The sequence below is a fragment of the Pseudomonas sp. TE12234 genome (genome assembly GCF_054061835.1).
On the sequence record NZ_JBSSEP010000029.1, the window covers coordinates 1 to 24,889 of the forward strand.

A 24,889-nucleotide genomic window follows, 5' to 3' on the forward strand; every position below is an offset into this window, starting at 1 on the left:
TCTTCCAGGCCCAGCACGCTGGTGCCCTTGATGCTGTCGGGAATCACGCTGGCGCTCAGGGCTTCGAGGGAATCGAAGCCGAGGCTGTTGAGCATGGCTTGCTCGTCGCCGGCGCGCGGGCCGATGTGGCGGGCGATGAATTCGTTGGCAGTGGTCAGATTCACTTGGGTCATTTCAGCGCTCCTCAGGCTTCGGCGTTGGCTTTGATCAGACGGTCGTAGGCGTCCTGATCCAGCAGTTTGGCGACAGCCGAGGCGTCAGTTGGCTGGAAGCGGAAGAACCAGCCTTCGCCCAGTGGATCTTCGTTGACCAGCTCAGGGCTGCTGTCCAGTGCCGGGTTCACCTCCAGCACTTCACCGTCCAGTGGCATGTACACGCCGCTGGCGGCTTTTACCGATTCCACGGTGGCGGCTTCAGCGCCTTTTTCGTAGGACTGCAGCTCAGGCAGTTGTACGAAAACCACGTCGCCCAATGCGTTCTGCGCGAAAGCGGTGATGCCGACTGTGACCGTGCCGTCAGCTTCGGTACGCAGCCATTCGTGATCTTCAGTAAAACGCAACTCGCTCATGGAAACTCCTAAGGGGCCAGACTCGTCTGGTGGACGCGATTGAATGCTTGGGCAATGCCCTGATTTATGCAGGGTTAATAAGCAAGAACGCGGCCAATGTTAAATTTACGTTATTAATCAATGGTTTATGAGTTTTTGGAAAGGCGCGGTCACGGCTGGCTGTAGCGAAATCGCTACAGCAGTGCGTAAAGAAAAAAGCTTAAGGGGATCAAAGCCTTGCGCAGCGCTGGTCGGGAAGGGGTGTAGCGATATCGTTCCGCTGTAGCGCTTTCAGTACAGATGAAGGTCGCTTTTAGAGTGATTTCTTGCTGGACACGAAGCCCGTGAGAGCGAGCTTGCTCCCACAGGGATCTGCGGTGATTCAGGCGTTGGCGGCGTCAGGCCTTGTTGGGAATACCGTACTTGCGCAAACGGTGGGCGATCGCGGTGTGGGAGGTTTGCAGGCGGGTAGCCAGTTGGCGGGTCGAGGGATAGCTGACGTAGAGTTTTTCCAACAGGTCCTTTTCGAACGCTTCCATGGCTTGTTCCAGGCTGTCGACGTCATGGTCGCTCTGGCGCGCCACCGAGGTGCCGGCGATGTCGAGGTCGCCGATGTCCACCAGACTGCTTTCGCAAATGGCAGCGGCGCGGAAGATCACGTTTTGCAGCTGGCGGACGTTACCCGGCCAGCGATTGCCCAGCAGTGCCGGGTAAGTGCCTGGCGCGAGACGACAGACCGGCCGCTGGATCTGCGCGCACGCTTGCTGCATGAAGTAGCGGGCCAGCAGCAGAATGTCCTGGCCGCGCTCGCGCAGGGGCGGGACTTCGACGTTGAGCACGTTGAGGCGATAGAACAGGTCTTCGCGGAACAAGCCTTCACTGACCATCTTCTCCAGGTCGCGATGGGTCGCGCTGAGGATCCGCACGTTGACCTTCACCTCGCGATCACCGCCGACACGGCGGAAACTGCCATCGTTGAGGAAACGCAGCAACTTGGCTTGCAAGTACGGCGACATTTCACCGATCTCATCGAGAAACACCGTGCCCTGGTTCGCCAGTTCCATCAGTCCCGGTTTGCCGCCCCGCTGGGCACCGGTGAAGGCGCCGGGGGCATAGCCGAACAGCTCGCTTTCGGCGAGGTTCTCCGGCAATGCGGCGCAGTTCAATGCCAGAAACGGAGCGTTGTGTCGTGCACTGATGGCATGGCAAGCCCGGGCCACCAACTCCTTGCCGGTGCCGGTTTCGCCCTGGATCAGCAGCGGCGCATCAAGGGCTGCCACGCGTTGCGCGCGCACCTTGAGCGTGCGGATCACCGGCGACTCGCCCAGCAGCGCATCGAAACCTTCGGCGTGATCGTGGTGCAGCGCCGACAGGCGTTCGCCGATGCGGTTCGGTTGATACAGGGTCAGCAGCGCGCCAGCGTCAGTGATGGGAGTGGCGTCCAGCAGTAACGTCTGCCCGTTGACGGTAATTTCCCGCAGCGGCAGCCGGAAGCCATGTTCGAGCAGGGCGTCGAGCAGGGCCGGATCAGCAAACAGGTCGGCGACGCTTTCACCGGCCGGTTCACGACCGTACAGGGCAATCAGGGCCGGGTTGGCCAACAGCACCTTGCCGCCACTGTCCAGCGCCAGCACCGGGTCGGTCATGGCCGCGAGCAACGCGTCGAGCTGCAAGTGCCGACGCTGGCCGGGCAGGATGTCGACCACCGTCACCGCTTGCACCCCGCGCACGCTGAACAGCGCATCACGCAGCTCTTCAAGGACTTCCGGGCTCAGGGTCGGGGCGTCGATGTAAACGTTGGGCGGAACCATCTCCACCGCATCCAGGTTGAGATTGCGCCCGCCGAGCAAGGCCAGGACTTCCTGGGTGATACCGACGCGGTCGATGAAGCTGACGTGGATACGCATGGGGCGGCAATGAATTCTGGACGGCGAAGGGGGGCAAGTATGCCTTGGCGCGGGCCAATGGTGAAATCCCGCGCACAATTTATGGGTAATGACAAACCTTGTGCGAGCCTGCTCGTGAAGGCTATCTGACCGTCACCACCACTGCGCGCGGTGGGAACCCAATTCAGAGGCCGCGATCGTCCACTGCAGGGGGGTACCGGTGAGCTTCAATGGAACCCGCAGCCGATGCGCCGGCCCCCAGGTCGTCTGCTCGAGCACAAGCCCCTGATCGCCTTCGTCCTCTGCGCGCAATAACGCTTCGGTCCCGGGTCCATTCTCGATCAGTAACTTCGCCGTGCGCGCCAGTGACAGCCGCGCCGATCCACCACTACCGTTGCTCAAGCGTTCAGCCAACAGCTGGATCACACTGGCCGCCATCAGGTAGCCGGTAGCGTGATCCAGGGCTTGCAGTGGCAAAGGTGTCGGCTTGTCCGCGTGCTTCCAGTGCATACCGGCCTCGGCAATTCCGCTGCTCATCTGCACCAGGCTGTCGAAGCCCCGACGGTTTTGCCAGGGGCCGCTCCAGCCGTAGGCGTTCAGGCAGACATCGATCAGCCCGGGGGCCAGCCTTTGCCGTTCGGCGACGCCGTAGCCCAGGCGTTCCAAGGCATCGGCCCGGTAGCCGTGGAGCAGAATGTCGGTGTCCTTGAGCAAGTGTTCGAACACGCTGCGATCGGCCTTGTCATGCAGGTCCAGGCGCGCGCAGCGTTTGCCCAGGGTCATTTCCGGCACCACGCCGGGCTCGTTCCAGGTGGGCGGGTCGATACGCAAGACGTCGGCGCCGAGGCCCGCGAGAAAACGGCTGGCGACAGGGCCGGCGAGCACACGGGTCAAATCCAGCACTTTGATCCCGGCCAAGGGTTGCGCGACCGAACCTTGCCAGGTCTTGGCGTTCTGGCTTTGCTGGCGGGCGAAATCGATCAGCGGTTCAGCGTTCACCGCCAGTCCCTGCGGGTGAGTCTGCCATTGCGGCCAACTGCGCATCTCGGCGGCACATCCACCGGCATCGACCACGGCCTGCTCCAGGTCACTCTTGGCCCATAGTGCGACTTTGCTCGCCATCGCTGCCCGGTCGGCACAGGCACCGAGTACCGATTCGGCAGCCGCGCGGTGATGGGGCGCATTGGTGTGCAGGCGAATCCAGCCATCGCGGGTGGCGTAGTCACCGGCGATCGGGTCCCACAGCGGTGGCACGCTCCAGCCCACCGGGCGGATCGAGGACGAGAACCAGAACGAGGCTAATCGGCGATCGACTTCAACCTCGGGCAGGCGACCGGTTTGCTGATGCAGCAACTCACTGACGGCCTGGCCGGCGGCGGCGATGCTGGCGCACGCCAGGTCGGTAACGGCAAATGCCGAGGGCAGGGCGCCACTGGCGGTGAACGAAATCGGGGTGTGGGGCAAGCCGAGTGCGGCTTGAATGGACGTGAGTAGATCAGTCATCGAAGGCCCTCCGGAGCGAGAGCCCGAGCATAGAACAAATAGATGGTCGGTCGAATTAAATCCTGTGGGAGCGAGTGAGCTCGCTCCCACAGGGGTTCTATACGCGGAACTGATCCATCAGTTTCATCTGGTGGGTGGTCAGGTTGTTGAGCTGGCTGCTGATCTGCGCCGATTCGTTGGCCTGCCCGGTCAAGGTTTCGGTGACGGTGCGGATTGCCGAGACGTTGCGATTGACCTCTTCGGCCACGGCGCTTTGCTGTTCGGCGGCGCTGGCGATCTGCAGGTTCATGTCGCTGATCACGGTGACCGCATCGCTGATCTTGCTCAGGGCCTGGACGGCCTGCTGGATCTGGCCTGCATTGCTGTGGGCCTGAGTCTGGCTTGAGTGCATGGTGGCGACCACGCCGCGTGTGCCGCTCTGGATGCGTTCGATCACCAGGCGAATTTCCTCCACCGAGTCCTGGGTGCGTTTGGCCAGGTTGCGCACTTCGTCGGCGACCACGGCAAAGCCGCGACCACTTTCGCCGGCACGGGCGGCTTCAATCGCCGCATTGAGCGCCAGCAGGTTGGTTTGTTCGGCGATGCTGCGGATCACTTCCAGTACCGATCCGATCTGCTCGCTGTTCACTGCCAGGGCTTCCACTTCAGTCACGGCCTTGCTGACTTCCTCGGCCAGTTGATTGATGTCGCGGGTACTGCGCTCGATGATCTGCATGCCATCGCGGGCGGATTGGTCGGCGCCCTTGGCCGCATTTGCCGCATTCGATGCGCTGTTGGCAACGTCGTGGGCCGTGGCGCTCATTTCGTTGGATGCGGTGGCCACCTGGTCGACTTCACGGAACTGCACCAGCATGCCTTCACTGGTCTGGCGGGCGATTTCCGCAGACTGATCGGCGGTGCCGCGAGCATCAGTGATGCTCTGCTTGATCTGTGCGATGGTCGGTTGCAGCTTGTCGAGGAAGCGGTTGAACCAGCTGACCAGTTCGCCCAGCTCATCCTTCTTGCTGTAGTGCAGGCGTTGGGTGAGGTCGCCATCGCCGCTGGCAATCGCCTTGAGCATCTCGGCCACGCTGTTGATCGGCCGGGTAACACCGGAAGCAGTCAGCCAGATCAACAGCAAGCCGATCAGGCCGGCAATGATCGCGATGCCCACCGCTTTGATCGTGCCGCTTTGTTGGGCGTCATCGAGTACTGCTTGCAGCTTCACCGAATCGGCCAGCAGCACTTGTTTCGGCAGGTCGATCACCACACCCCAGGCCTTGGCGTCAGGAATCGGACTGACCGGGTACACCGCGCGGATCAGATCGCCCTGTTGGAGAATTTTCGGTGCGCCGCCACCCAGCAGTTGCAGGATGTCCTTGCCCTCGGCACCCAGGGTGTCGCCGATGCTTTTGCCGACTTTGCCGGCGTCAACGCTGTAGGCAGCCATCACGCCGGTGCCGGAGACGATCAGCATATGCCCGGCGCTATTGAACAGGTCGCGCTGGGAGTCGACAGCCGCTGCCTGCAGGGCGTCGAGGGCGATGTCGACACCTACTACGCCAATGGACTTGCCATCCACCAGCAGCGGTACGGAAATGGTGGTCATCAACACTTCCTTGCCACCGACGGTATCGGCGTAAGGGTCGAGCAGGCAGGTGCGCTTGCTGTCGCGAGGGCAGGTGTACCAGACGTTATACGGGGTGCCGCTGAGGTTCAGAGTGGTCTTGGTCATGTCTTCTTCGACCATGATGGTATTGAGCGATTGCCCCCCCGCACGACTCCAGTAGGTGGCAAAACGCCCGGCTTCGTTGGACTGGCGAGCGGCGTCATTGGCGAACTCGCTGTCCTTGCCATCCAGGCCATTGGGTTCGAACGCCAGCCAGATACCCAGCACTTTGCCGTTGCGCTCGAACGCGGTTTTCAGGCTCTGGTTCAGTTCTTCACGCAGGGCGCCCGCCTCCAGGGAGCGCTTGGCCGCCATGGTGCGCATGTCCTTGATCTGATCAGCCAGCGCCGTCACCACCGTGAGGGTCTCGCCAAATGTCTTCTGTACCCGCACCGCTTGTTCGGCAGCCTTGGCCTGCAGCAGATCCTGCACGCTGCTGGTGAGCATCTTGCTGCTGGAGGAACTGACCAGCTCATTGTTCTGATCGGTCTGGTAGACGTTCATGCCCTCGATCAGCGCGACCACGCCAAGCAGGCACAGACCGGAGAGCAAGACAATTTTCAGGCGGATGGACAGTGAGTCGAACATAGGGCGAACTCGCGAATGGATGAGGGGTAATCATGAGTCCGGGGCCGACTCGATTCGCCAAATCCATTCAGCGCATTCAATCCACATCGGCGAGGGTGGGGCATTGCATGAGGGTGATGCCGACGAACGGTAGTTGTTGAACGTTTGCGCAGGAAAATGTGCCGAAAATCAGGTTAAAAACGGGGAAAGTCGCGGCCTGATTCAGGAAGGTTGCGCAAGTGATTCGGGGCGCGACCAGATCCACAAATTACCCAGCCCCATGCCCGCAATCGCCAGGTAGATTGGCCAGCCATGATCGAGCATCACCAGCATCAACGTGGCGCACAGCAGCATGCTGACGGTGGCGCTGACCTTGGCCCGGCGCGCAATGATTTTGCCAGTGCGCCAGTTACTGAGGATGGGGCCGAACAGCCGATGGTTTTCCAGCCAGGCACTCAGGCGTGGCGAGCTTCTGGTCGCCGCCCAGGCTGCCAGCAGGATGAACTCGGTGGTTGGCAGGCCGGGTATGACGATGGCAATCAGGCCGATACCCAGGCTGACGTAGGCCAGCAGGCCGAAGAGCAGACGAGTCAGTTTTGATGAGGAAGACATATTCTCAGAGGGGTGCTCGTGAGGCGGATCGAAAACTTTCAGGTTTACTCGGTCCCTGTGGGGCGGGCTTGCCCGCGATAGCAGTCTTACAGGCAACATCCCGTTTGAATGCCTGTCCGTCATCGCGAGCAGGCTCGCTCCCACGGGGGATCGAGTTATTTCAGACCGGTTCAGCCGTCATGGCATAAGCCTGTTCCAGCAACAGGGTAAAGCGGTTGAACGCTTCGATGGCACCTTTATCCAGTTCGGCTTCTTCCTGAGCACTGAGCTGGAGTCCATCGAGGGTTTTGACGAAGCTTTTCCAGCCTTCTGCGCGACCACCGGCCGGTTCGCCAAGGTGGCGGGCGCCGAAGGTTTCGCTCAAGCCCAGGCCAATGGCACGCTTGATCAGGAAGGCCGCGCCGAGTTTTGAGCCTTCGGACACGAAGAGCCAGCCCAGGGCCTGGGCTTTACTCGGGTTGAGCAAGGCGCCAGAAACCGGTGCCGGCACTTCGGTGTCCAGGTCCGCCAGGTCGGCTTTTGCGGCTTCGGCCCGGCAGCGAGCTGGCAGGTCCGGGACGATGGCGGTCAGTCTGGCATCGTTGTACAGCGACGCCAGCTCCGACTGGAACAGGTATTGCGCCACCACGAAACGGGCGAAGTTGGCCTGGGTTTCGAACGGTGCATGGGCTTTGACCAGCGCATCGAGTCTGGTGTGAGGTTCGTGGGTGATCTGGTTCAGGCGTTGCGAGCGCAAGGCCGGGCGTTGAGCCGTTTCCTGAGTGGTCATGAGAAGTCCTTGAGAAAAAGTAGAGCCTGGTAACGAGACGTATGGGCAGGTGCACGACAGTAAAAATTCCTCACGGCGCAGCCTGAATGAAGCTGCGTCGCGAGAAGGTCAGGATCAGATATCCCAGATCAGGTTGACCGCGAAGTTGCGACCCGGTTGAGTCAGGCGATCAAGGTTGGCCGGTTGCGTCACCGAGGCTTCGCCGACGCTGTCGTAACCGCGCACGTCATTCCACAACCAGTACTTCTTGTCGGTCAGGTTGTAGACGCCGGCGCTGACGGTGACATCGTCCGTTACCTTGTAGAAACCACTCAGGTCCAGCACGCCGAAGCCCGGTGTCTTGAATTGACTGCTGACGCCGTCCGGCGACTTGAAGTTGCTGTCGTCGACACGATTTTTCTTTTTCACCAGCGTCCAGCTCAACAAGCCGCCGTAGTTGTCCTGGTCGTAACCGACTCCGAACACACCCGTCAGCGGACTGACGCTGTTGAGCGGCTCGCCGGTGTCGTCGTTGCGCCCGTAGGCATAAGCCACGGAACCCTGGGTGTAGAGGCCTTGCGGCGCACCAAAGGCATCGAGGTTCAGGCGACCTTTGACTTCCGCGCCTTTGATGGTGGCGTGCTTGATGTTGGCACTCTGGAAGGTCGGTTCGTCATAACCCGGCGTGACGGCATCTTCGTTGATGAAATCGCGGTACTTGTTATAGAACACCGCCACATCGAAGGCGCCTTGCTCAAAGTTGCCGCGCAGGCCGGTCTCGTAGCTTTTGCTCTTTTCCGGTTCCAGGTTCGGATTTGGCTCTACGCGGTAACCGGTAACGGTGTTATCGAAACGCCCGTACAGCGCCTTCGCGGTCGGGGTGCGGAATCCTTCGGCGTACTGGCCGTACCAGGTGTACTCGTCGGTCAGGGCGTAGGTCAGGCCGAACTTGGGCGACACTTTGTGCCAGGTCTTGTTCTGGTCGCTGACGGTGCCGCGACCATCGGCCGCCACGGTGTTGAGGAATTCCCGGGTAATGTGCGGCTTGAGTTCGGTGTAGTCGTAGCGCAGGCCCGGCAGGAAGGTCCACCGGTTCCAGCTGATCTGGTCCTGGGCGAACAGGCTGTAGGTGTTGATGGTCGGGTCCGGGAAGTCGCTGGATTTTTTCAGCACGTCCGCTGCACTCGTGGCGCCAACCACCCGGCAGCTACCGAAGACGGCGAGGCAGGTGCCATTGCCGCTGCGTGATCCGGTGACTTTCTGTTGCTTGATAGTGGTGCCGTAGGTCAGCAGGTGTTCGGTGTCGGCAATGCTGAATGATTTATCCAGTTGTGCATCGAAGACCCACTGCTTTTCTTCGTAGACCGTGTCTCGGGTCCGCAGCACTTTGCGTGACATCGGATAGTAGAACTCCTCGGTGCTCTGATCGGTCTTGGCGACCTGGTGATTCAGGCTCCACTTGACGTTGTCCACCAGCAGGCTGTCGAGGGCGAAGCTGTGTTCCAGGCCGAATCGTTCGCGGGTGATGGTGTCGTTACCGGTGCGCCACTGGTACATGCCGCCCGGCAAGATGCTGTTGGGAATGGTCGGTTGGCCACCGAAGAACGGGCCGCCATAAGCGCTTTTCTGGTCGGTGTCGCGGTCGTCCTTGTACTTTTCGTAGACAAGGCCCAGGCGCGCATCCTCTTTGTAGTTCCAGCCGACTTTCGCCAGCACGTTGCTGGCACGCACGTCTTCCGGGTTGGCGGCGGTACGCGCCAGCCCTGTGCCGTTGTTGCTGCCATAGGATTCGGTTTCGTGGCCATCGCGCTGGCTGTAATGCAGCAAGCCATCGAACTGCTCGGCGCGGCCCGCCACGGTGGCGGATTTGAGCCAGCTGTCGTCGGCGGAGCTGTAACCGGTCTTCAGCCGTGCACCGACATCCTGGCCGGGCTTGATGATGTCGTCGGGGTCGAGCGTGAAGTAGCTGACGGCACCGCCGATGGCGTTACTGCCATAGAGCACCGAGGCCGGACCGCGGAGGATTTCGACACGCTTGACGATTTCCGGGTCGACGTAGTTGCGCTGGGTCTTGGCGTAAGGGCCGTTGAAGAAGCCGTCCGGTACTTCGACGCCATCGACCTGGGTCAGGATCCGGTCACCGTCGATGCCCCGGATGTTGTAGCCACTGATCCCGCCGCGGGTGCCTGTACCGCCCACGGCAACTCCCGGTTCGTAGCGCACCAGTTCCTTGATGGTGTTGACGTTGTTGCGATCCAGCTCTTCGCGTGTATGAACGGTGACGGTGCTGGGCACGCTGTTCACGTCCTGCTCCTGGCGGGTGGCGCTGATGGTCACCTGTTGCAGGTTGAGGGTGCCGCTGTTGTCACGCTTTTCCAGCACGATGTTGTTGTTGCCCAGTTTGCGATAGTTCAAGTCGGTCCCCACCAACAGGCGATCCAGGGCTTTCTCTGGCGGCAGCGAGCCGCGTACACCCGGCGATGCCACACCTTCGGCCAGCTCTGCCGGCAAGCCAACCTGCCAGCCTGTAACAGCGGTAAACGCATTGAGCGCCGACACCAGTGACTGCGGCGCAATGGCGAACGAATAGTCGCCCATGTTGCGGCTCGGCTGTTCGGCAGTGGCGGCCATGAGCGGTGCAGTGCCGGCCATCAGGATGGCGGCGGTCAGCAGCGACAGCACGCGAGAAGGTGAAGAGGACTGGCGGGTAAGGCGAGAGGACATCGATAGCGCTCCGTGTCGCACGAATCTTTATAGGTGCTGATTGGCATTTGTAGATGCGAATCAATTGCATTGGCTATAACGAGACGTACAGGAAGTGACTATCGAGTAAAAATAATGCTCATTTAATTCAGGATCACCAGCGCCGGGAACTCCCGGAGTTTGGCGGAGGTGATGTGAGCCAGTGAGCGGACTGCGTCCAGCGGCTGATCGAGGCGGTAATTACCCGTCACCGAAACATTGGCCAGTTGCTCGTTGTTGTTGATGATCCAGCCCGGATAGTAGCGACGAAGTTCCGCCAGCACCTGGCTCAGGGGGCAGTTTTCGAACACCAGTCGGCCCTGAACCCACGCCAGGTCGGTGGCGGCATTCAGCCTGGCCGGTCGGTCGAAACCGTTGGGGCCGATGCGAATGCTTTCTCCGGCGCTCAAGCGAACGCGTTCGTCGTCGCGAGTGGCGCGCAGATCGACGTCTCCGCGTTGTACTCGCACCTGAGTCACGCCATCCAGATAACGCACGGCAAATGCCGTATCCCGGACGCTCGCCGTGACCAGACCGGCGTCGATTTCCAGCGGTTGGCCTTCATGAGGTTGCACCTCGAAATAGGCTTCGCCCTGATACAGCCGTGCCACGCGTTGTTGATCGTTGATGGTGCTGGAAAACGCCGAGTTGGTGTTGAGCAGGACTTTCGAGCCGTCCTCCAGTTGCAGGCGCTGACGTTCACCGACCACAGTCAGGTGATCGGCCTGCAGGCGCATCGGCAAATTGCTGAAACTGAACAGGCCGAGGATCAGCACAGCGGCGGTGGCCAGGGCTTTGCAGTGGGGGCGCAGGCGCGAGATGACGGTGACTGTCGCCAGGGGCGTGGCCAGGCTTTGCGCGCACTGGGTGACGGGCTGGCCGTTCCAGATAGCCTGGGCCTTGGCGAACGCATCGGCATGCGCCGGATCGGCCGCGAGCCATTGGTGGAACTGACGGGTCTGTTCTTCGCTTGGGTCGTCCAGCACGATCAGCCAGTCGAGGGCCTGGTCCATCGCATCTGCACTGTCCCGCACCGGGGTGGGCGAAGGGCGGCGGTGGGTGTCCGTCACGGTGTTTCCTCGGCAGGGGCGTGTTGAAAAGCAGTTTCAAGCGACAGGCTGCAAGCTGCAAGTCGTTCGTCGTTGGCTTGCCGCTTATGGCTTGCAGTGGCTGTTCTCTGCGACTCCGATACAAATCGTCATGATCAGCTTCAGCTCTTTTTGCACGGTGCTCAGGGATACACCGAGCTTCTCGGCGATTTCCAGATAGCTGTGACCGTGCAGGCGACTGAAGATGAAAATCTGCTGCTGACGAGGGCTGAGTTGACTGAGGCGTACGTTCAAGCGCTCAAGCAATTGTTCGGCATGGACGGCGTCCTCGGCATTGCTCGCGGGGGCGGCGACGCTTTGCACCACCTCCGGCGGCACGTCTTCGACCATGGTTCGCGAGTGGATTCGCCGCGCACGCAGATGATCCAGCGCCAGGTTGCGGGCGGTCTGGAAAACGAAGGGTTCAAGGTGATCGATGGCCCGCTCGCTGAGCGCACGGGTCACGCGCAGGTAGGTCTCCTGCAGCAGGTCTTCGGCGGTGCTGTGGTTGTTGACCATCCGCTCCAGCGTGCGCAGCAGAGAGATTCGCTGGGTAATGAAGACATCGTTGAAGCGCGATTGACTCACGGGAGAACCTGATCCATTCCAAGCGGATGATAATGCTTATCATCCGCTCTAATGGTCAAGTATTGATTTTCGAAGGGTTATGCACGACCCAAAAGGTAAGACGCGTAATCCGGAATCCGGTGCGCATGCGCCTGATCCATCAGTGGGCTGCTGAGCAAATAGTCGGCGCTGCATTCGTTGCACGCCACCGGGATGTTCCAGACCGCCGCGACCCGCAGCAGCGCCTTGATATCCGGGTCGTGCGGCTGGGGTTCGAACGGGTCCCAGAAGAACACCAGCATGTCGACCCGCTGTTCGGCGATGCGCGCGCCGAGCTGCTGGTCACCGCCCAACGGGCCGCTGATCATGCTCTCCACCGGCAGGTCGAGGCGTTGTTGCAACAACAATCCCGTGGTGCCGGTGGCAACCAGTTCGTGTTGCGCGAGTTTGTCTTTCTGCCGCTCGGCCCAGTCCAGCAAAAACACCTTGCAGTGGTCGTGGGCGACCAGGGCGATACGCTTGCGCGCCGCCAGGGTCTTTTGCGTAAAGCTGATGCCAATCATCGGTTGTTGCTCCAGAAATGACGCGCACCTTGTAGGAGCGAGCCTGCTCGCGATGAACTTGAGAACACCGCGGAGCATCAGATTCCCCGCGTTATCGTTCACGACCATCGCGGGCAAAGGGCGTGCTGCTTATTCAGCGTTGCACAGCGCCAGGCAGTTATCGAGCATGCGGTTGGAGAAGCCCCATTCGTTGTCGTACCAGGCCAGCACCTTGAGCAGCTTGCCGCTGACTTTGGTGTGGTTGGCGTCGAAGATCGACGACAGCGGGTTGTGGTTGAAGTCGCTCGAGACCAGCGGCAGGGTGTTGTAGCCGAGGATCTTCGAGTGCTGACTGGCTTCCTTGAGCAGCGCGTTGACTTCATCGGCCGACGCTTCGCGCTTGAGTTGCACGGTCAGGTCGACCAGGGAAACGTTGATCACCGGTACACGCACGGCCATGCCGGTCAGTTTGCCCGCCAGTTCCGGCAGCACCAGGCCGACCGCTTCAGCGGCACCGGTCTTGCTCGGAATCATGTTCTGGGTCGCGGAACGGGCGCGGTACGGATCGGTGTGGTAGACGTCGGTCAGGTTCTGGTCGTTGGTGTACGCGTGGATGGTGGTCATCAGACCGCTTTCGATACCCAGTTCGCGGTGCAGTACCTGGGCCACCGGGGCCAGGCAGTTGGTGGTGCACGAAGCGTTGGAAATAATCTGGTGCGACTGGCGCAGGATGTCGTGGTTGACCCCGTAAACCACCGTGGCATCGGCACCTTTGGCCGGCGCCGAAATAATCACTTTGCGCGCGCCGGCCGTAATATGCGCGGCAGCCTTGGCGCGGTCGGTGAACAGACCGGTGCATTCAAACACCACATCAATCCTTTCCGCGGCCCATGGCAGGTCGGCCGGGTTGCGGATGGCGCTGACCGAAATGCGGTCGCCGTTGACGGTCAGGCTTTCCTGATCATGCTGGACATCGGCTTCGAACGTGCCATGAACGGTGTCGTACTTGAGCAAGTGCGCGTTGATCGCGCTGTCGCCCAGGTCATTGATGGCGACGATCTGCAAATCCTGGCGATAGCCTTGGGTATAGAGTGCGCGCAGGACATTACGGCCGATACGGCCAAAACCATTGATCGCGATTCGAAGAGTCATTTGTCAGCGCCGCCGTCGTTTTGTTGTTGGAATTACAAGATTATTCGCAAAAAAATAGAAAACAAGCCTTTTTAGTGGCAATATTTTGTTCAATCTACAACGAGTGACCTGAATCAACTGGTCCGATTGATCAAGAAAACCGTCTGTCATCCCATCAACAACGGCTCTTGTTCAGCATAGACAATCAGGTCGCCACATCCGTTAGCCTGGAGTTCTACACATGCATCCCCGCGTCCTTGAGGTCACCGAACGGCTTATCGCCCGCAGCCGCGCCACGCGTGAGGCTTACCTTGCACTGATTCGCGGTGCGGCCAGTGACGGTCCGATGCGCGGCAAGCTGCAATGCGCCAACTTCGCCCACGGCGTGGCCGGCTGCGGCAGCGACGACAAGAACAGTTTGCGGATGATGAACTCCGCCAACATTGCAATTGTTTCGTCATATAACGACATGCTTTCGGCGCACCAACCGTACGAAGTCTTCCCGGAGCTGATCAAAAAAGCCCTGCGCGAGATCGGTTCTGTCGGTCAGTTTGCAGGCGGCACCCCGGCCATGTGCGATGGCGTGACCCAGGGCGAGCCGGGCATGGAACTGAGCCTGCCGAGTCGCGAAGTGATCGCGATGTCTGCTGCCGTGGCGTTGTCCCACAACATGTTCGATGGCGCGCTGATGCTCGGCATCTGCGACAAGATTGTGCCGGGCCTGATGATGGGTGCATTGCGTTTCGGCCATCTGCCGATGATTTTCGTCCCGGGCGGGCCGATGGTGTCGGGCATTTCCAACAAGCAGAAAGCCGACGTGCGCCAGCGCTATGCCGAAGGCAAGGCCAGCCGCGAAGAGCTGCTGGAATCGGAAATGAACTCCTACCACAGCCCCGGCACCTGCACCTTCTACGGCACCGCCAACACCAACCAGTTGCTGATGGAAGTCATGGGCCTGCACTTGCCGGGCGCTTCCTTCGTCAACCCGAACACGCCGTTGCGCGATGCCCTGACCCGCGAGGCGGCACATCAAGTGACGCGCATCACCAAACAGAACGGCAACTACCTGCCAATCGGCGAAATCGTCGACGAGCGTTCGCTGGTCAATTCCATCGTCGCCCTGCACGCCACCGGCGGCTCGACCAACCACACCTTGCACATGCCGGCCATCGCCATGGCGGCGGGCATTCAGTTGACCTGGCAAGACATGGCGGACCTCTCCGAGGTGGTCCCGACCCTGAGCCACGTCTACCCGAACGGTAAAGCCGACATCAACCACTTCCAGGCGGCGGGTGGCATGTCGTTCCTGATCCGCGAACTGCTGGAAGCCGGGTTGCTCCACGAAAACGTCAACACCGTGCTGGGCCACGGCCTGAGCCGTTATACCCAGGAGCCGTTCCTCGATAACGGCGAGCTGGTGTGGCGCGAAGGCATTACCGAAAGCCTCGACGAAAGCATCCTGCGTCCGGTGGCTCGCGCGTTCTCGCCAGAAGGCGGCCTGCGGGTGATGGAAGGCAACCTCGGCCGTGGCGTGATGAAGGTTTCCGCCGTGGCTTTGGAAAACCAGATCGTCGAAGCACCGGCCATGGTGTTCCAGGATCAGCAAGACCTGGCCGACGCGTTCAAGGCCGGTTTGCTGGAGAAGGATTTCGTTGCCGTGATGCGCTTCCAGGGCCCGCGCTCCAACGGTATGCCGGAACTGCACAAGATGACGCCGTTCCTTGGCGTGTTGCAGGATCGCGGCTTCAAGGTCGCGCTGGTGACCGACGGGCGCATGTCCGGCGCGTCGGGGAAAATTCCGGCGGCCATTCACGTCAGCCCCGAAGCTTATGTGGGCGGCGCTTTGGCGCGGGTGCAAGAGGGCGATATCATCCGCGTCGATGGCGTCAAAGGCACCCTGGAGCTCAAGGTGGACGCCGAAGAATTCGCAGCGCGCACGCCGGCCAAGGGCCTGTTGGGCAACAACATCGGCACCGGTCGCGAACTGTTTGGTTTCATGCGCATGGCCTTCAGCTCGGCGGAGCAGGGCGCCAGCGCCTTTACTTCTGCCCTGGAGACGCTTAATTGAAACTGGCTTTGGTCGGTGACATCGGTGGGACCAACGCACGTTTCGCGTTGTGGAAAAACCAGCAACTGGAATCGGTCCAGGTGCTGGCGACGGCAGACCACGCCAGCCCCGAAGAGGCGATCAGCCTCTATCTGAACGGGCTCGGTCTCGCGCCGGGGGCCATTGGTTCGGTGTGCCTGTCAGTGGCCGGCCCCGTGAGCGGCGATGAATTCAAGTTCACCAACAATCACTGGCGCCTGAGCCGCAAGGGCTTCTGTCAGACCCTGCAGGTGGATCAGCTGTTACTGGTCAACGACTTCTCGGCCATGGCCCTGGGCATGACCCGTTTGCAGCCAGGCGAATTCCGCGTGGTCTGTGAAGGGACGCCGGAACCCCTGCGCCCGGCCGTGGTGATTGGCCCTGGCACCGGTCTGGGCGTCGGCACGTTGCTGGATCTGGGTGAAGGCCGTTTCGCGGCATTGCCGGGAGAGGGTGGTCATGTCGATTTGCCCCTGAGCAGCCCGCGGGAAACCCAACTGTGGCAACACATTTATAACGAGATTGGCCACGTCAGCGCCGAAACGGCATTGAGCGGTGGTGGTTTGCCACGGGTGTACCGGGCGATTTGCGCGGTGGACGGTCATGAGCCGGTACTCGACACCCCGGAGGCGATTACCGCTGCCGGGTTGGCGGGTGATCCGATTGCCCTGGAAGTGCTCGAGCAGTTTTGCTGCTGGCTCGGTCGCGTGGCCGGCAACAACGTGCTGACCACGGGCGCACGCGGTGGTGTGTACATCGTTGGCGGGGTGATTCCGCGCTTCGCCGATTTCTTCCTCCAAAGCGGTTTCGCCCGGTGCTTTGCCGACAAGGGCTGCATGAGCGATTATTTCAAGGGAATTCCAGTGTGGCTGGTGACGGCACCGTATTCCGGGTTGGTGGGGGCGGGAGTGGCGCTGGAGCAGGCTTGAGACCGCGTCGCCTTCATCGCTGGCAAGCCAGCTCCCACAGGATCACCGGCATTTTCAGAATGTGTACATAACCCTGTGGGAGCGGGCTTGCCCGCGATAGGGCCAGAACAGGCAACAAATATTCGAAGGTCATCAGGCATAATCCGCCCAATTCAAACAACAAGGACGCCGCCCCGTGAGCTCAGTCAACAAGTCGATATTGTTGGTCGATGACGATCAAGAGATACGCGAGTTGCTGGACACCTACCTGACCCGCGCCGGTTTCCAGGTCCGTACCACGCCCGACGGCGCCGGTTTTCGTCAGGCGTTGAACGAGGCTCCAAGCGATCTGGTGATCCTTGACGTGATGCTGCCCGATGAAGACGGTTTCAGTCTGTGCCGCTGGATTCGCCAGCACCCGCGCCGGGCCCAGGTGCCCATCATCATGCTTACCGCCAGCTCCGACGAGGCCGACCGTGTCATCGGCCTGGAACTGGGGGCGGACGATTACCTCGGCAAACCCTTCAGCCCCCGTGAATTGCAGGCGCGGATCAAGGCCTTGTTGCGTCGTGCGCAGTTCGGTCAGGAGCGCTCCGGCAGTGAAGTGCTGGCCTTCGATGACTGGCGCCTGGACATGGTCAGCCATCGGTTGTTTCACATCGATGGCGAAGAAGTGATTCTCTCGGGCGCCGATTTTGCCTTGCTGAAACTGTTCCTCGATCACCCGCAGGAAATCCTCGACCGCGACACCATTGGCAACGCCACCCGTGGGCGTGAGTTGATGCCGCTCGATCGCATCGTCGACATGGCGGTCAGTCGTCTGCGCCAACGCCTGCGCGATACCGAAAAACCGCCGCGCCTGATCCGTACCGTGCGCGGCAGTGGCTACCAACTGGCAGCCAATGTGGTTGCCAGCAATGGTCACTGAGTTTTTTCGCACGCTCGCGGCGAAGGTGCCGGTGCCGCGCTCGCTGCTCGGGCGCATGTTGCTGTTGACCTTGCTGGCGGTGCTGTTCGCGCAGACGCTGTCGAGCGTGATCTGGGTCTCGCAACTGCGCGCCACCCAGCTTGAGGGCCTGGTCACCAGCGCCCGCAGCCTTGCCCATTCCATGACCGCCAGTGTCAGTTACTTCCGTTCGTTGCCGGTGGCGTTTCGGCCGCTGGTGCTCGACCAGTTGCGCAGCATGGGCGGCACGCGGTTCGTAGTGACGCTCAACGACAAACCCTTGGGCATGGAAGTGTTGCCGGTTACCCCGCGCAAGGCGGCGGTGATCAAGGCGGTGGATGAAGTGCTGCGTCAGTCACTGGGCCAGGACACGGACATTTCGGTGACCTTCGTCAGCCCCGAAGACCTGCGGATCTTCAATGCCGGTCTGAAGCTCGATGAACTGCCACGCTCCTGGGCGCATTACGCGCTGACCCTGGAGCCGGTGAATCCGCCAGTGCTGGTTACGCAAATCCAGATGGCCCCCGGCGAATGGTTGTACATCGCTTCGCTGTTGCCCGAGCCCTACACCAGTCTTGAAGAGCAGGGCCTGCCATCGCAGCAGGTGTGGTTCATCGTCCTCACCAGCGGCTTTCTTCTGTTGTTCATCGGCTTGTTGGTGCATTGGCAGAGCCGGCCACTCAAGCGTCTGGCGCGGGCGGCACGGGATCTTTCCCTGGGCGCCGACGTCGAACCTGTGGCCGAGGGCGGAGGCAGCGAAGTGGTGGAGGTCGGTCGTGCCTTCAACACCATGCGCGAGCGCATCAGTCGTTACCTGACCGAGCGCAGTCAGTTGTTCAGCGCGATTTCCCATGACTTGCGTACGCCGATCACCCGCCTGCGCCTGCGGGTCGAATTGCTCGAAGACGAAAAACTGCAGGCCAAGTTCGGCCGCGATCTGGATGAGCTGGAGCTGCTGGTCAAAGGCGCATTGCAATGTGTGAAAGACACCGACATTCACGAAAATATCGAACAGGTCGACCTCAATCACGTGCTCGATTGTCTGGTGGAGCCGTACCTGGCGCCAAACGGTAACGGTCGCGTGACTCAGCAAGGGCGTGCGCTGGCGCCCTATCCGGGCAAGCCGCTGGCGCTCAAGCGCTGTATCGGCAACCTGATCGACAACGCCTTGAAGTACGGACAGAACGCTCATCTGCATATCGATGACGATGACAGTGCATTCGTGCTGCATGTCGACGATGAGGGGCCGGGGGTTCCGGAACAACGACTGGAGCAGGTGTTCGAGCCGCACTTCCGCCTGGCCGGGCAGCAGCAAGGGTATGGGTTGGGGCTGGGCATTGCGCGCAACATTGCCCACAGTCATGGCGGCGAAGTCAGCCTGCAAAATCTGCGAGAAGGTGGCTTGCGGGTGACCCTTCAGTTACCCCGCTCGCTGGATTGACACCGACCCTGTGGCTAGGGGCAAGCCCGCTCGCCACAAGTATTTACTCAGTGTCTATTGTCACAGCCTGGTGACATAACTCGCCCCCTTCGTTACAAGCCCGCCACCGCCCGTTGTTTAGACTGCCCTGCAGTCATAACAACAAAAAAGGTCCTCCATGCACAGCTTCCAACCGGCCTTCAGCAGTTGGCTGAACGCGCCTGCTCATCAGCAATGGCTCGCCACCGAAGGCCTGCGCCTGTTGGCGTTCGCCAAGGCTTCTAAGCTTCCCGAAGGCTTCGGTAACCTCGATGAAAAAGGTCACCTGGTGGCCAATGCGCAAGCCGAAACCATGAACACCGCGCGCATGACCCACAGCTTCGCCATGGCCCATATCCAGGGATTGCCGGGGTTTGCCGAGCTGGTGGATCACGGCATCAACGCCCTGCGCGGGCCGTTGCGTGATGCCGTTCATGGAGGGTGGTTCGCGGTCGCTGAACACCGTGACGGCAACACCGGCAAAAACGCCTATCTGCACGCTTTCGTTGCGCTGGCAGCCAGTTCCGCGGTGGTCGCGCGACGGCCCGGGGCACAAGCCTTGCTCGACGATGCCATCGATATCATCGACACGTATTTCTGGAGCGAGGAGGAGGGCGCCATGCGCGAATCCTTCAACCGCGACTGGAGCAGCGAGGAGGCCTATCGCGGCGCCAACAGCAACATGCACGCCACCGAAGCCTTCCTCGCCCTGGCGGATGTCACCGACGACAACCGCTGGTTGTGCCGCGCCCAGCGCATCGTCGAACGCGTCATCCATGGTCATGCGGCTGCCAACGATTACCTGGTGGTCGAGCATTTCGACCGCGCCTGGCAGCCGCTACGCGACTACAACCGCGACAATCCGGCCGACGGATTCCGTCCCTACGGCACCACGCCGGGCCATGGTTTCGAATGGGCGCGGTTGCTGTTGCACCTGGAGGCGTCGCGGGTACAAGCCGGGATGCTCACACCGGGATGGCTGGTCACCGACGCAGAAAAGCTCTTTGAGCACAATTGCCGTCATGGCTGGGACGTCGATGGCGCGCACGGCATTGTCTACACCCTCGACTGGGACAATCGCGCGGTGGTCCGCCATCGTCTGCACTGGACCCATTGCGAAGCCAGCGCCGCTGCCAGCGCGCTGCTCATGCGTACGGGTGATGAGCAATACGAGCAGTGGTACCGACTATTCTGGGAATTCTGTGACAGTCATTTCATTGACCGTTGCGATGGTAGCTGGCATCACGAACTCGACCCGTTGAACCGCCCGAGTGCCGATATCTGGGCCGGTAAACCCGACCTTTACCACGCCTGGCAAGCGGTGCTGATTCCGCGCCTGCCGTTGGCGCCGAGCATGGCCAGTGCGCTGGCAAAGCTGTCCCAGAGCGGTTCTATGTAACCATGCGGTGACATTCGCGCGTCCCTTCGTTACCTGCGAAGGGACATCCCCTGTTTAAAATCCTATGCAGCGCAAGCACCAGACTTGCATGCATAACAACAAGAAAGGTACTACTAGATGAATGCGATTTCTCGCCTCGCTACTGTCATTTCTCTCGCCTCAATACTCCCTGTTGCTGCATTCCCCATCAGTGCCCTTGCCGCCGATTCCAAAGGAACGGTAGAAGTTGTTCACTGGTGGACGTCGGGCGGTGAAAAAGCAGCGGTCGATGTCCTCAAGGCACAAGTCGAAAAAGACGGCTTCACCTGGAAGGACGGCGCAGTCGCCGGTGGTGGCGGTGCCACGGCCATGACCGTGCTGAAAAGTCGCGCAGTGGCCGGTAACCCGCCAGGCGTCGCTCAGATCAAGGGACCGGACATCCAGGAATGGGCCTCGACCGGCCTGCTGGACACTGACGTCCTCAAAGACGTTGCCAAAGAAGAAAAGTGGGACGGTCTGCTCGACAAGAAAGTCTCCGATACCGTGAAGTACGACGGTGATTACGTGGCCGTGCCGGTGAACATCCACCGTGTGAACTGGCTGTGGATCAACCCGGAAGTCTTCAAGAAAGCCGGTATCACCAAGAATCCAACCACCCTCGAAGAATTCTACGCCGCTGGCGACAAGCTCAAGGCCGCCGGTTTCATTCCGCTGGCCCACGGCGGTCAGCCTTGGCAGGACAGCACCGTGTTCGAAGCCGTCGTGCTTTCGGTCATGGGTGTCGATGGCTACAAGAAAGCCCTGGTCGATCTGGATAACAAAGCGCTGACCGGTCCGGAAATGGTCAAGGCGCTGACCGAACTGAAGAAAGTCGCGACCTACATGGATGCCGACGGCAAAGGCCAGGACTGGAACCTGGAAGCCGCCAAGGTCATCAACGGCAAGGCCGGCATGCAGATCATGGGTGACTGGGCCAAGTCCGAGTGGACCGCCGCCAAAAAAGTCGCCGGCAAGGACTACGAGTGCGTAGCGTTCCCGGGAACCGACAAGGCATTCACCTACAACATCGACTCTCTGGCGGTGTTCAAGCAGAAAGACAAGGGCACGGCTGCCGGTCAGCAGGACATCGCCAAAGTCGTGCTGGGTGAAAACTTCCAGAAAGTCTTCAGCATCAACAAGGGCTCGATCCCGGTGCGCAACGACATGCTGGCCGATATGGGCAAGTACGGTTTCGACTCGTGCGCCCAGACCGCGGCCAAGGACTTCCTGGCTGATGCCAAGTCCGGCGGCCTGCAGCCGAGCATGGCGCACAACATGGCGACCACGCTGGCGGTACAGGGCGCGTTCTTCGACGTAGTGACCAACTACATCAACGACCCGAAAGCCGACCCGGCCGATGCGGCCAAGAAACTGGGCGCGGCGATTCAGTCGGCCAAGTAACCGTTAGCAACGCCGGCTCTTGCAGGAGCTGGCTTGCCAGCGAAGGCGTCATGTCAGCCGACTCATCCACCGCCTGACGCAGCGCTTTCGCCGGCAAGCCGGCTCCTCCAGGGGACCTGCATGTAGTTTTTATTCCCACGTACTGGATTTCCCCATGAGTTCTGTTGCTGTGTTCAGCAAGGCCTCGCCGTTCGATGCATTGCAACGCTGGCTACCAAAACTGGTGCTGGCGCCGAGCATGTTCATCGTTCTGGTGGGCTTCTATGGCTACATCCTGTGGACGTTCGTTCTGTCGTTCACCACCTCGACCTTCCTGCCGAACTACAAGTGGGCGGGCCTGGCGCAATACGCACGGTTGTTCGACAACGACCGCTGGTGGGTGGCGAGCAAGAACCTGGCGCTGTTCGGCGGCATGTTCATCGGCATCACGCTGGTGATCGGCGTGATGCTGGCGGTGTTTCTCGACCAGCGCATTCGTCGCGAAGGCTTCATTCGCACCATTTACCTGTACCCGATGGCGCTCTCGATGATCGTCACCGGTACCGCATGGAAATGGCTGCTCAACCCGGGCATGGGCCTGGACAAACTGTTGCGAGACTGGGGCTGGGAAGGCTTCCGCCTGGACTGGCTGATCGACCCGGATCGCGTGGTCTATTGCCTGGTGATCGCCGCTGTGTGGCAGGCCTCGGGTTTCATCATGGCGATGTTCCTCGCCGGCCTGCGTGGCGTTGATCAATCGATCATCCGTGCCGCGCAGATTGATGGCGCAAGCATGCCGCGCATCTACTGGAAAGTGGTGCTGCCAAGCCTGCGTCCGGTGTTCTTCAGTGCGGTGATGATCCTGGCGCACATCGCGATCAAGAGTTTCGACCTGGTGGCGGCGATGACGGCCGGCGGCCCGGGTTACTCCTCGGATCTGCCTGCGATGTTCATGTATTCCTTCACCTTCAGTCGCGGCCAGATGGGCATGGGCTCGGCCAGTGCGATTCTGATGCTCGGTGCGATTCTCGCGATCATCGTGCCTTACCTGTACTCCGAGCTGAGGACCAAGCGTCATGACTAGTCTCGCTGCCAAACCTGCCATCAGCCTGAGTCGCATCGCGATCTACGCGGTGCTGATCCTCGCCGTGATGCTCTACCTGATTCCGCTGGTGGTCATGCTGTTGACCAGCTTCAAGACCCCGGAAGACATCAGCACCGGCAACCTGTTGAGCTGGCCGACCGTGGTCAGCGGCATCGGCTGGGTCAAGGCCTGGGCCACGGTTGACGGTTACTTCTGGAACTCGATCAAGATCACCGTTCCAGCGGTGCTGATCTCCACGGCCATCGGTGCCTTGAACGGCTACGTGTTGTCGATGTGGCGTTTTCGCGGTTCGCAGTTGTTCTTCGGCCTGCTGCTGTTCGGCTGCTTCCTGCCGTTCCAGACCGTCCTGCTGCCGGCCTCGTTCACCCTCGGCAAGATGGGCCTGGCGAGCACCACCACGGGCCTGGTGTTCGTGCACGTGGTCTACGGCCTGGCGTTCACCACGCTGTTCTTCCGTAACTACTACATCAGCATTCCCGATGCGCTGGTCAAAGCCGCGCGCCTCGACGGCGCGGGTTTCTTCACCATCTTTCGCCGGATCATCCTGCCGATGTCGACGCCGATCATCATGGTCTGCCTGATCTGGCAGTTCACTCAGATCTGGAACGACTTCCTGTTCGGGGTGGTGTTCTCCAGCGGTGATTCGCAACCGATCACGGTGGCGTTGAACAACCTGGTCAACACCAGTACCGGGGCCAAGGAATATAACGTTGATATGGCGGCGGCGATGATCGCCGGTTTGCCGACCCTGCTGGTCTATGTGGTCGCAGGCAAGTATTTCGTGCGCGGGCTGACAGCCGGCGCAGTCAAGGGGTAATCATGGCTACGCTCGAACTTCGCAACGTAAACAAGACCTATGGCGCCGGCTTGCCGGACACCCTGAAGAACATCGAACTGTCGATCAAGGACGGTGAGTTCCTGATCCTCGTCGGCCCGTCGGGCTGCGGCAAGTCGACCCTGATGAACTGCATCGCCGGCCTTGAAACCATTACCGGCGGCGCGATCATGATCGGCGACCAGGACGTCAGCGGCATGAGTCCGAAGGATCGCGACATCGCGATGGTGTTCCAGTCCTACGCGCTGTACCCGACCATGAGCGTGCGCGAGAACATCGAGTTCGGACTGAAGATCCGCAAGATGAGCCAGTCGGCCATCGATGAGGAAGTGGCTCGCGTGGCCAAGCTGTTGCAGATCGAACACCTGCTCAATCGCAAGCCGGGCCAGCTGTCCGGTGGTCAGCAACAGCGCGTGGCGATGGGTCGGGCGCTGGCACGCCGTCCGAAGATCTATCTGTTCGACGAACCGCTGTCCAACCTCGACGCCAAGCTGCGGGTCGAGATGCGCACCGAAATGAAACTGATGCACCAGCGTCTGAAGACGACCACTGTCTACGTGACACACGACCAGATCGAAGCCATGACCCTGGGCGACAAAGTGGCGGTGATGAAGGACGGCATCATCCAGCAGTTCGGCACGCCGAAAGACATCTACAACAACCCGGCCAACCTGTTCGTGGCGAGCTTCATCGGTTCGCCGCCGATGAACTTCATCCCCCTGCGTCTGCAACGCAAGGACGGTCGTCTGCTGGCATTGCTCGACAGCGGCCAGGCGCGCTGCGAATTGCCGCTGAGCATGCAGGACGCCGGTCTCGAAGACCGTGAAGTGATCCTCGGCATGCGTCCGGAACAGATCGTTCTGGCGAACGGCGGAGCCAACGATTTGCCGACCATTCGCGCGGAAGTCCAGGTCACCGAACCGACCGGTCCGGACACCCTGGTCTTCGTCAACCTCAACGACACCAAGGTCTGCTGCCGCCTGGCGCCGGACGTCGCTCCGGCCGTGGGCGAGACCCTGACCCTGCAGTTCGATCCGGCCAAAGTGCTGCTGTTCGATGCCAAGACCGGGGAGCGCCTGGGGGTTGCAGGTGTGCCGAAGGCCGAAGCGCACGCCGCCAACGTCGCGCAATTCAAAGGCCGCTGAACAAGAAAACGGTAGGAGCGAGCCCGC

At 60.9% G+C, this 24,889-nt stretch carries 21 protein-coding genes and 1 pseudogene; 9 read left to right on the forward strand and 13 right to left on the reverse strand.

The genetic code is table 11. From position 1 onward, the window contains the following. From ACVWYU_RS28965 to gap, 13 genes and pseudogenes are all read right to left on the reverse strand, one after another. A partial coding sequence (locus ACVWYU_RS28965; RefSeq protein ID WP_457374342.1) for a hypothetical protein occupies positions 1-173 on the reverse strand: 173 nt, incomplete at its 3' end. 11 nt (positions 174-184) lie between these two features. After that, complete coding sequence (gene gcvH, locus ACVWYU_RS28970) at positions 185-568, reverse strand: glycine cleavage system protein GcvH (RefSeq protein WP_090324755.1); 384 nt, start codon at positions 566-568, stop codon at positions 185-187. Positions 569-945: 377 nt separating this feature from the next. After that, on the reverse strand, positions 946-2,454 hold the full coding sequence (locus ACVWYU_RS28975) for a sigma-54-dependent transcriptional regulator (protein WP_090324754.1): 1,509 nt from the start codon (positions 2,452-2,454) through the stop codon (positions 946-948). 132 nt (positions 2,455-2,586) lie between these two features. Then, positions 2,587-3,936 carry a CoA transferase gene (locus ACVWYU_RS28980; protein ID WP_457374329.1) on the reverse strand — a complete coding sequence of 450 codons (1,350 nt, stop codon included), beginning with the start codon at positions 3,934-3,936 and terminating at the stop codon, positions 2,587-2,589. 97 nt (positions 3,937-4,033) lie between these two features. Continuing rightward, positions 4,034-4,789 (reverse strand): methyl-accepting chemotaxis protein, encoded by a 756-nt coding sequence (locus tag ACVWYU_RS28985; protein ID WP_425530746.1) that lies wholly within the window; start codon positions 4,787-4,789, stop codon positions 4,034-4,036. Between the two features lie 102 nt (positions 4,790-4,891). Then, positions 4,892-6,172 (reverse strand): annotated as a pseudogene (locus ACVWYU_RS28990) (PDC sensor domain-containing protein); the annotation flags it as partial. Positions 6,173-6,373: 201 nt separating this feature from the next. Continuing rightward, positions 6,374-6,763 carry a YbaN family protein gene (locus tag ACVWYU_RS28995; RefSeq protein WP_457374330.1) on the reverse strand — a complete coding sequence of 130 codons (390 nt, stop codon included), beginning with the start codon at positions 6,761-6,763 and terminating at the stop codon, positions 6,374-6,376. A 160-nt stretch (positions 6,764-6,923) separates the two neighbouring features. Continuing rightward, complete coding sequence (locus ACVWYU_RS29000) at positions 6,924-7,532, reverse strand: biliverdin-producing heme oxygenase (protein ID WP_457374331.1); 609 nt, start codon at positions 7,530-7,532, stop codon at positions 6,924-6,926. A gap of 114 nt (positions 7,533-7,646) precedes the next feature. After that, positions 7,647-10,235 (reverse strand): TonB-dependent receptor, encoded by a 2,589-nt coding sequence (locus ACVWYU_RS29005; protein WP_457374332.1) that lies wholly within the window; start codon positions 10,233-10,235, stop codon positions 7,647-7,649. Positions 10,236-10,357: 122 nt separating this feature from the next. Further along, positions 10,358-11,323, reverse strand: a complete 966-nt coding sequence (locus ACVWYU_RS29010) for a FecR family protein (protein ID WP_457374333.1) — start codon at positions 11,321-11,323, stop codon at positions 10,358-10,360. An 84-nt stretch (positions 11,324-11,407) separates the two neighbouring features. Beyond that, positions 11,408-11,929: an RNA polymerase sigma factor gene (locus tag ACVWYU_RS29015; protein WP_457374334.1), complete on the reverse strand. Its 522-nt coding sequence runs from the start codon at positions 11,927-11,929 to the stop codon at positions 11,408-11,410. Positions 11,930-12,006: 77 nt separating this feature from the next. Next, positions 12,007-12,471, reverse strand: coding sequence for a methylglyoxal synthase (locus ACVWYU_RS29020; protein WP_090324741.1), 465 nt, complete (start codon positions 12,469-12,471; stop codon positions 12,007-12,009). Positions 12,472-12,600: 129 nt separating this feature from the next. Continuing rightward, on the reverse strand, positions 12,601-13,602 hold the full coding sequence (gap, locus tag ACVWYU_RS29025; protein WP_090324740.1) for a type I glyceraldehyde-3-phosphate dehydrogenase: 1,002 nt from the start codon (positions 13,600-13,602) through the stop codon (positions 12,601-12,603). 220 nt (positions 13,603-13,822) lie between these two features. On the opposite strand from gap, the gene edd reads away from it, so the two are divergent. The 9 genes from edd (at position 13,823) to ACVWYU_RS29070 (ending at position 24,862) form a co-directional block, all read left to right on the forward strand. Further along, on the forward strand, positions 13,823-15,649 hold the full coding sequence (edd, locus tag ACVWYU_RS29030) for a phosphogluconate dehydratase (protein ID WP_047532465.1): 1,827 nt from the start codon (positions 13,823-13,825) through the stop codon (positions 15,647-15,649). After that, positions 15,646-16,596 carry a glucokinase gene (locus ACVWYU_RS29035; RefSeq protein ID WP_457374335.1) on the forward strand — a complete coding sequence of 317 codons (951 nt, stop codon included), beginning with the start codon at positions 15,646-15,648 and terminating at the stop codon, positions 16,594-16,596. Before edd ends, ACVWYU_RS29035 begins: the two co-directional genes overlap by 4 nt. 175 nt (positions 16,597-16,771) lie before the next feature. Beyond that, positions 16,772-17,503 (forward strand): response regulator, encoded by a 732-nt coding sequence (locus ACVWYU_RS29040; protein WP_090324737.1) that lies wholly within the window; start codon positions 16,772-16,774, stop codon positions 17,501-17,503. 31 nt (positions 17,504-17,534) lie between these two features. Beyond that, positions 17,535-18,962 (forward strand): ATP-binding protein, encoded by a 1,428-nt coding sequence (locus tag ACVWYU_RS29045; protein ID WP_390960033.1) that lies wholly within the window; start codon positions 17,535-17,537, stop codon positions 18,960-18,962. A gap of 157 nt (positions 18,963-19,119) precedes the next feature. Beyond that, positions 19,120-20,379 (forward strand): D-mannose isomerase, encoded by a 1,260-nt coding sequence (locus ACVWYU_RS29050; RefSeq protein WP_457374336.1) that lies wholly within the window; start codon positions 19,120-19,122, stop codon positions 20,377-20,379. A 117-nt stretch (positions 20,380-20,496) separates the two neighbouring features. After that, positions 20,497-21,798: an ABC transporter substrate-binding protein gene (locus tag ACVWYU_RS29055; RefSeq protein ID WP_090324731.1), complete on the forward strand. Its 1,302-nt coding sequence runs from the start codon at positions 20,497-20,499 to the stop codon at positions 21,796-21,798. Positions 21,799-21,952: 154 nt separating this feature from the next. After that, positions 21,953-22,861 carry a carbohydrate ABC transporter permease gene (locus ACVWYU_RS29060; protein WP_090324730.1) on the forward strand — a complete coding sequence of 303 codons (909 nt, stop codon included), beginning with the start codon at positions 21,953-21,955 and terminating at the stop codon, positions 22,859-22,861. Next, a complete protein-coding gene (locus ACVWYU_RS29065) occupies positions 22,854-23,699 on the forward strand; it encodes a carbohydrate ABC transporter permease (RefSeq protein ID WP_047532453.1) in 846 nt (281 codons plus the stop codon). Before ACVWYU_RS29060 ends, ACVWYU_RS29065 begins: the two co-directional genes overlap by 8 nt. A 2-nt stretch (positions 23,700-23,701) precedes the next feature. Continuing rightward, entirely contained in the window at positions 23,702-24,862 is a 1,161-nt protein-coding gene (locus ACVWYU_RS29070) for an ABC transporter ATP-binding protein (RefSeq protein WP_390957121.1), read from the forward strand. Positions 24,863-24,889 lie beyond the last annotated feature (27 nt).

What these genes read in the sequence shown, in the direction of transcription:
- gcvH (WP_090324755.1), bottom strand. Translation starts at nt 568, where the DNA reads ATGAGCGAGTTGCGTTTTACTGAAGATCACGAATGGCTGCGTACCGAA.
- ACVWYU_RS28975 (WP_090324754.1), bottom strand. Translation starts at nt 2,454, where the DNA reads ATGCGTATCCACGTCAGCTTCATCGACCGCGTCGGTATCACCCAGGAA.
- ACVWYU_RS28980 (WP_457374329.1), bottom strand. Translation starts at nt 3,936, where the DNA reads ATGACTGATCTACTCACGTCCATTCAAGCCGCACTCGGCTTGCCCCAC.
- ACVWYU_RS28985 (WP_425530746.1), bottom strand. Translation starts at nt 4,789, where the DNA reads ATGCTGGTGCAGTTCCGTGAAGTCGACCAGGTGGCCACCGCATCCAAC.
- ACVWYU_RS28995 (WP_457374330.1), bottom strand. Translation starts at nt 6,763, where the DNA reads ATGTCTTCCTCATCAAAACTGACTCGTCTGCTCTTCGGCCTGCTGGCC.
- ACVWYU_RS29000 (WP_457374331.1), bottom strand. Translation starts at nt 7,532, where the DNA reads ATGACCACTCAGGAAACGGCTCAACGCCCGGCCTTGCGCTCGCAACGC.
- ACVWYU_RS29005 (WP_457374332.1), bottom strand. Translation starts at nt 10,235, where the DNA reads ATGTCCTCTCGCCTTACCCGCCAGTCCTCTTCACCTTCTCGCGTGCTG.
- ACVWYU_RS29020 (WP_090324741.1), bottom strand. Translation starts at nt 12,471, where the DNA reads ATGATTGGCATCAGCTTTACGCAAAAGACCCTGGCGGCGCGCAAGCGT.
- gap (WP_090324740.1), bottom strand. Translation starts at nt 13,602, where the DNA reads ATGACTCTTCGAATCGCGATCAATGGTTTTGGCCGTATCGGCCGTAAT.
- edd (WP_047532465.1), top strand. Translation starts at nt 13,823, where the DNA reads ATGCATCCCCGCGTCCTTGAGGTCACCGAACGGCTTATCGCCCGCAGC.
- ACVWYU_RS29050 (WP_457374336.1), top strand. Translation starts at nt 19,120, where the DNA reads ATGCACAGCTTCCAACCGGCCTTCAGCAGTTGGCTGAACGCGCCTGCT.
- ACVWYU_RS29055 (WP_090324731.1), top strand. Translation starts at nt 20,497, where the DNA reads ATGAATGCGATTTCTCGCCTCGCTACTGTCATTTCTCTCGCCTCAATA.
- ACVWYU_RS29060 (WP_090324730.1), top strand. Translation starts at nt 21,953, where the DNA reads ATGAGTTCTGTTGCTGTGTTCAGCAAGGCCTCGCCGTTCGATGCATTG.
- ACVWYU_RS29065 (WP_047532453.1), top strand. Translation starts at nt 22,854, where the DNA reads ATGACTAGTCTCGCTGCCAAACCTGCCATCAGCCTGAGTCGCATCGCG.
- ACVWYU_RS29070 (WP_390957121.1), top strand. Translation starts at nt 23,702, where the DNA reads ATGGCTACGCTCGAACTTCGCAACGTAAACAAGACCTATGGCGCCGGC.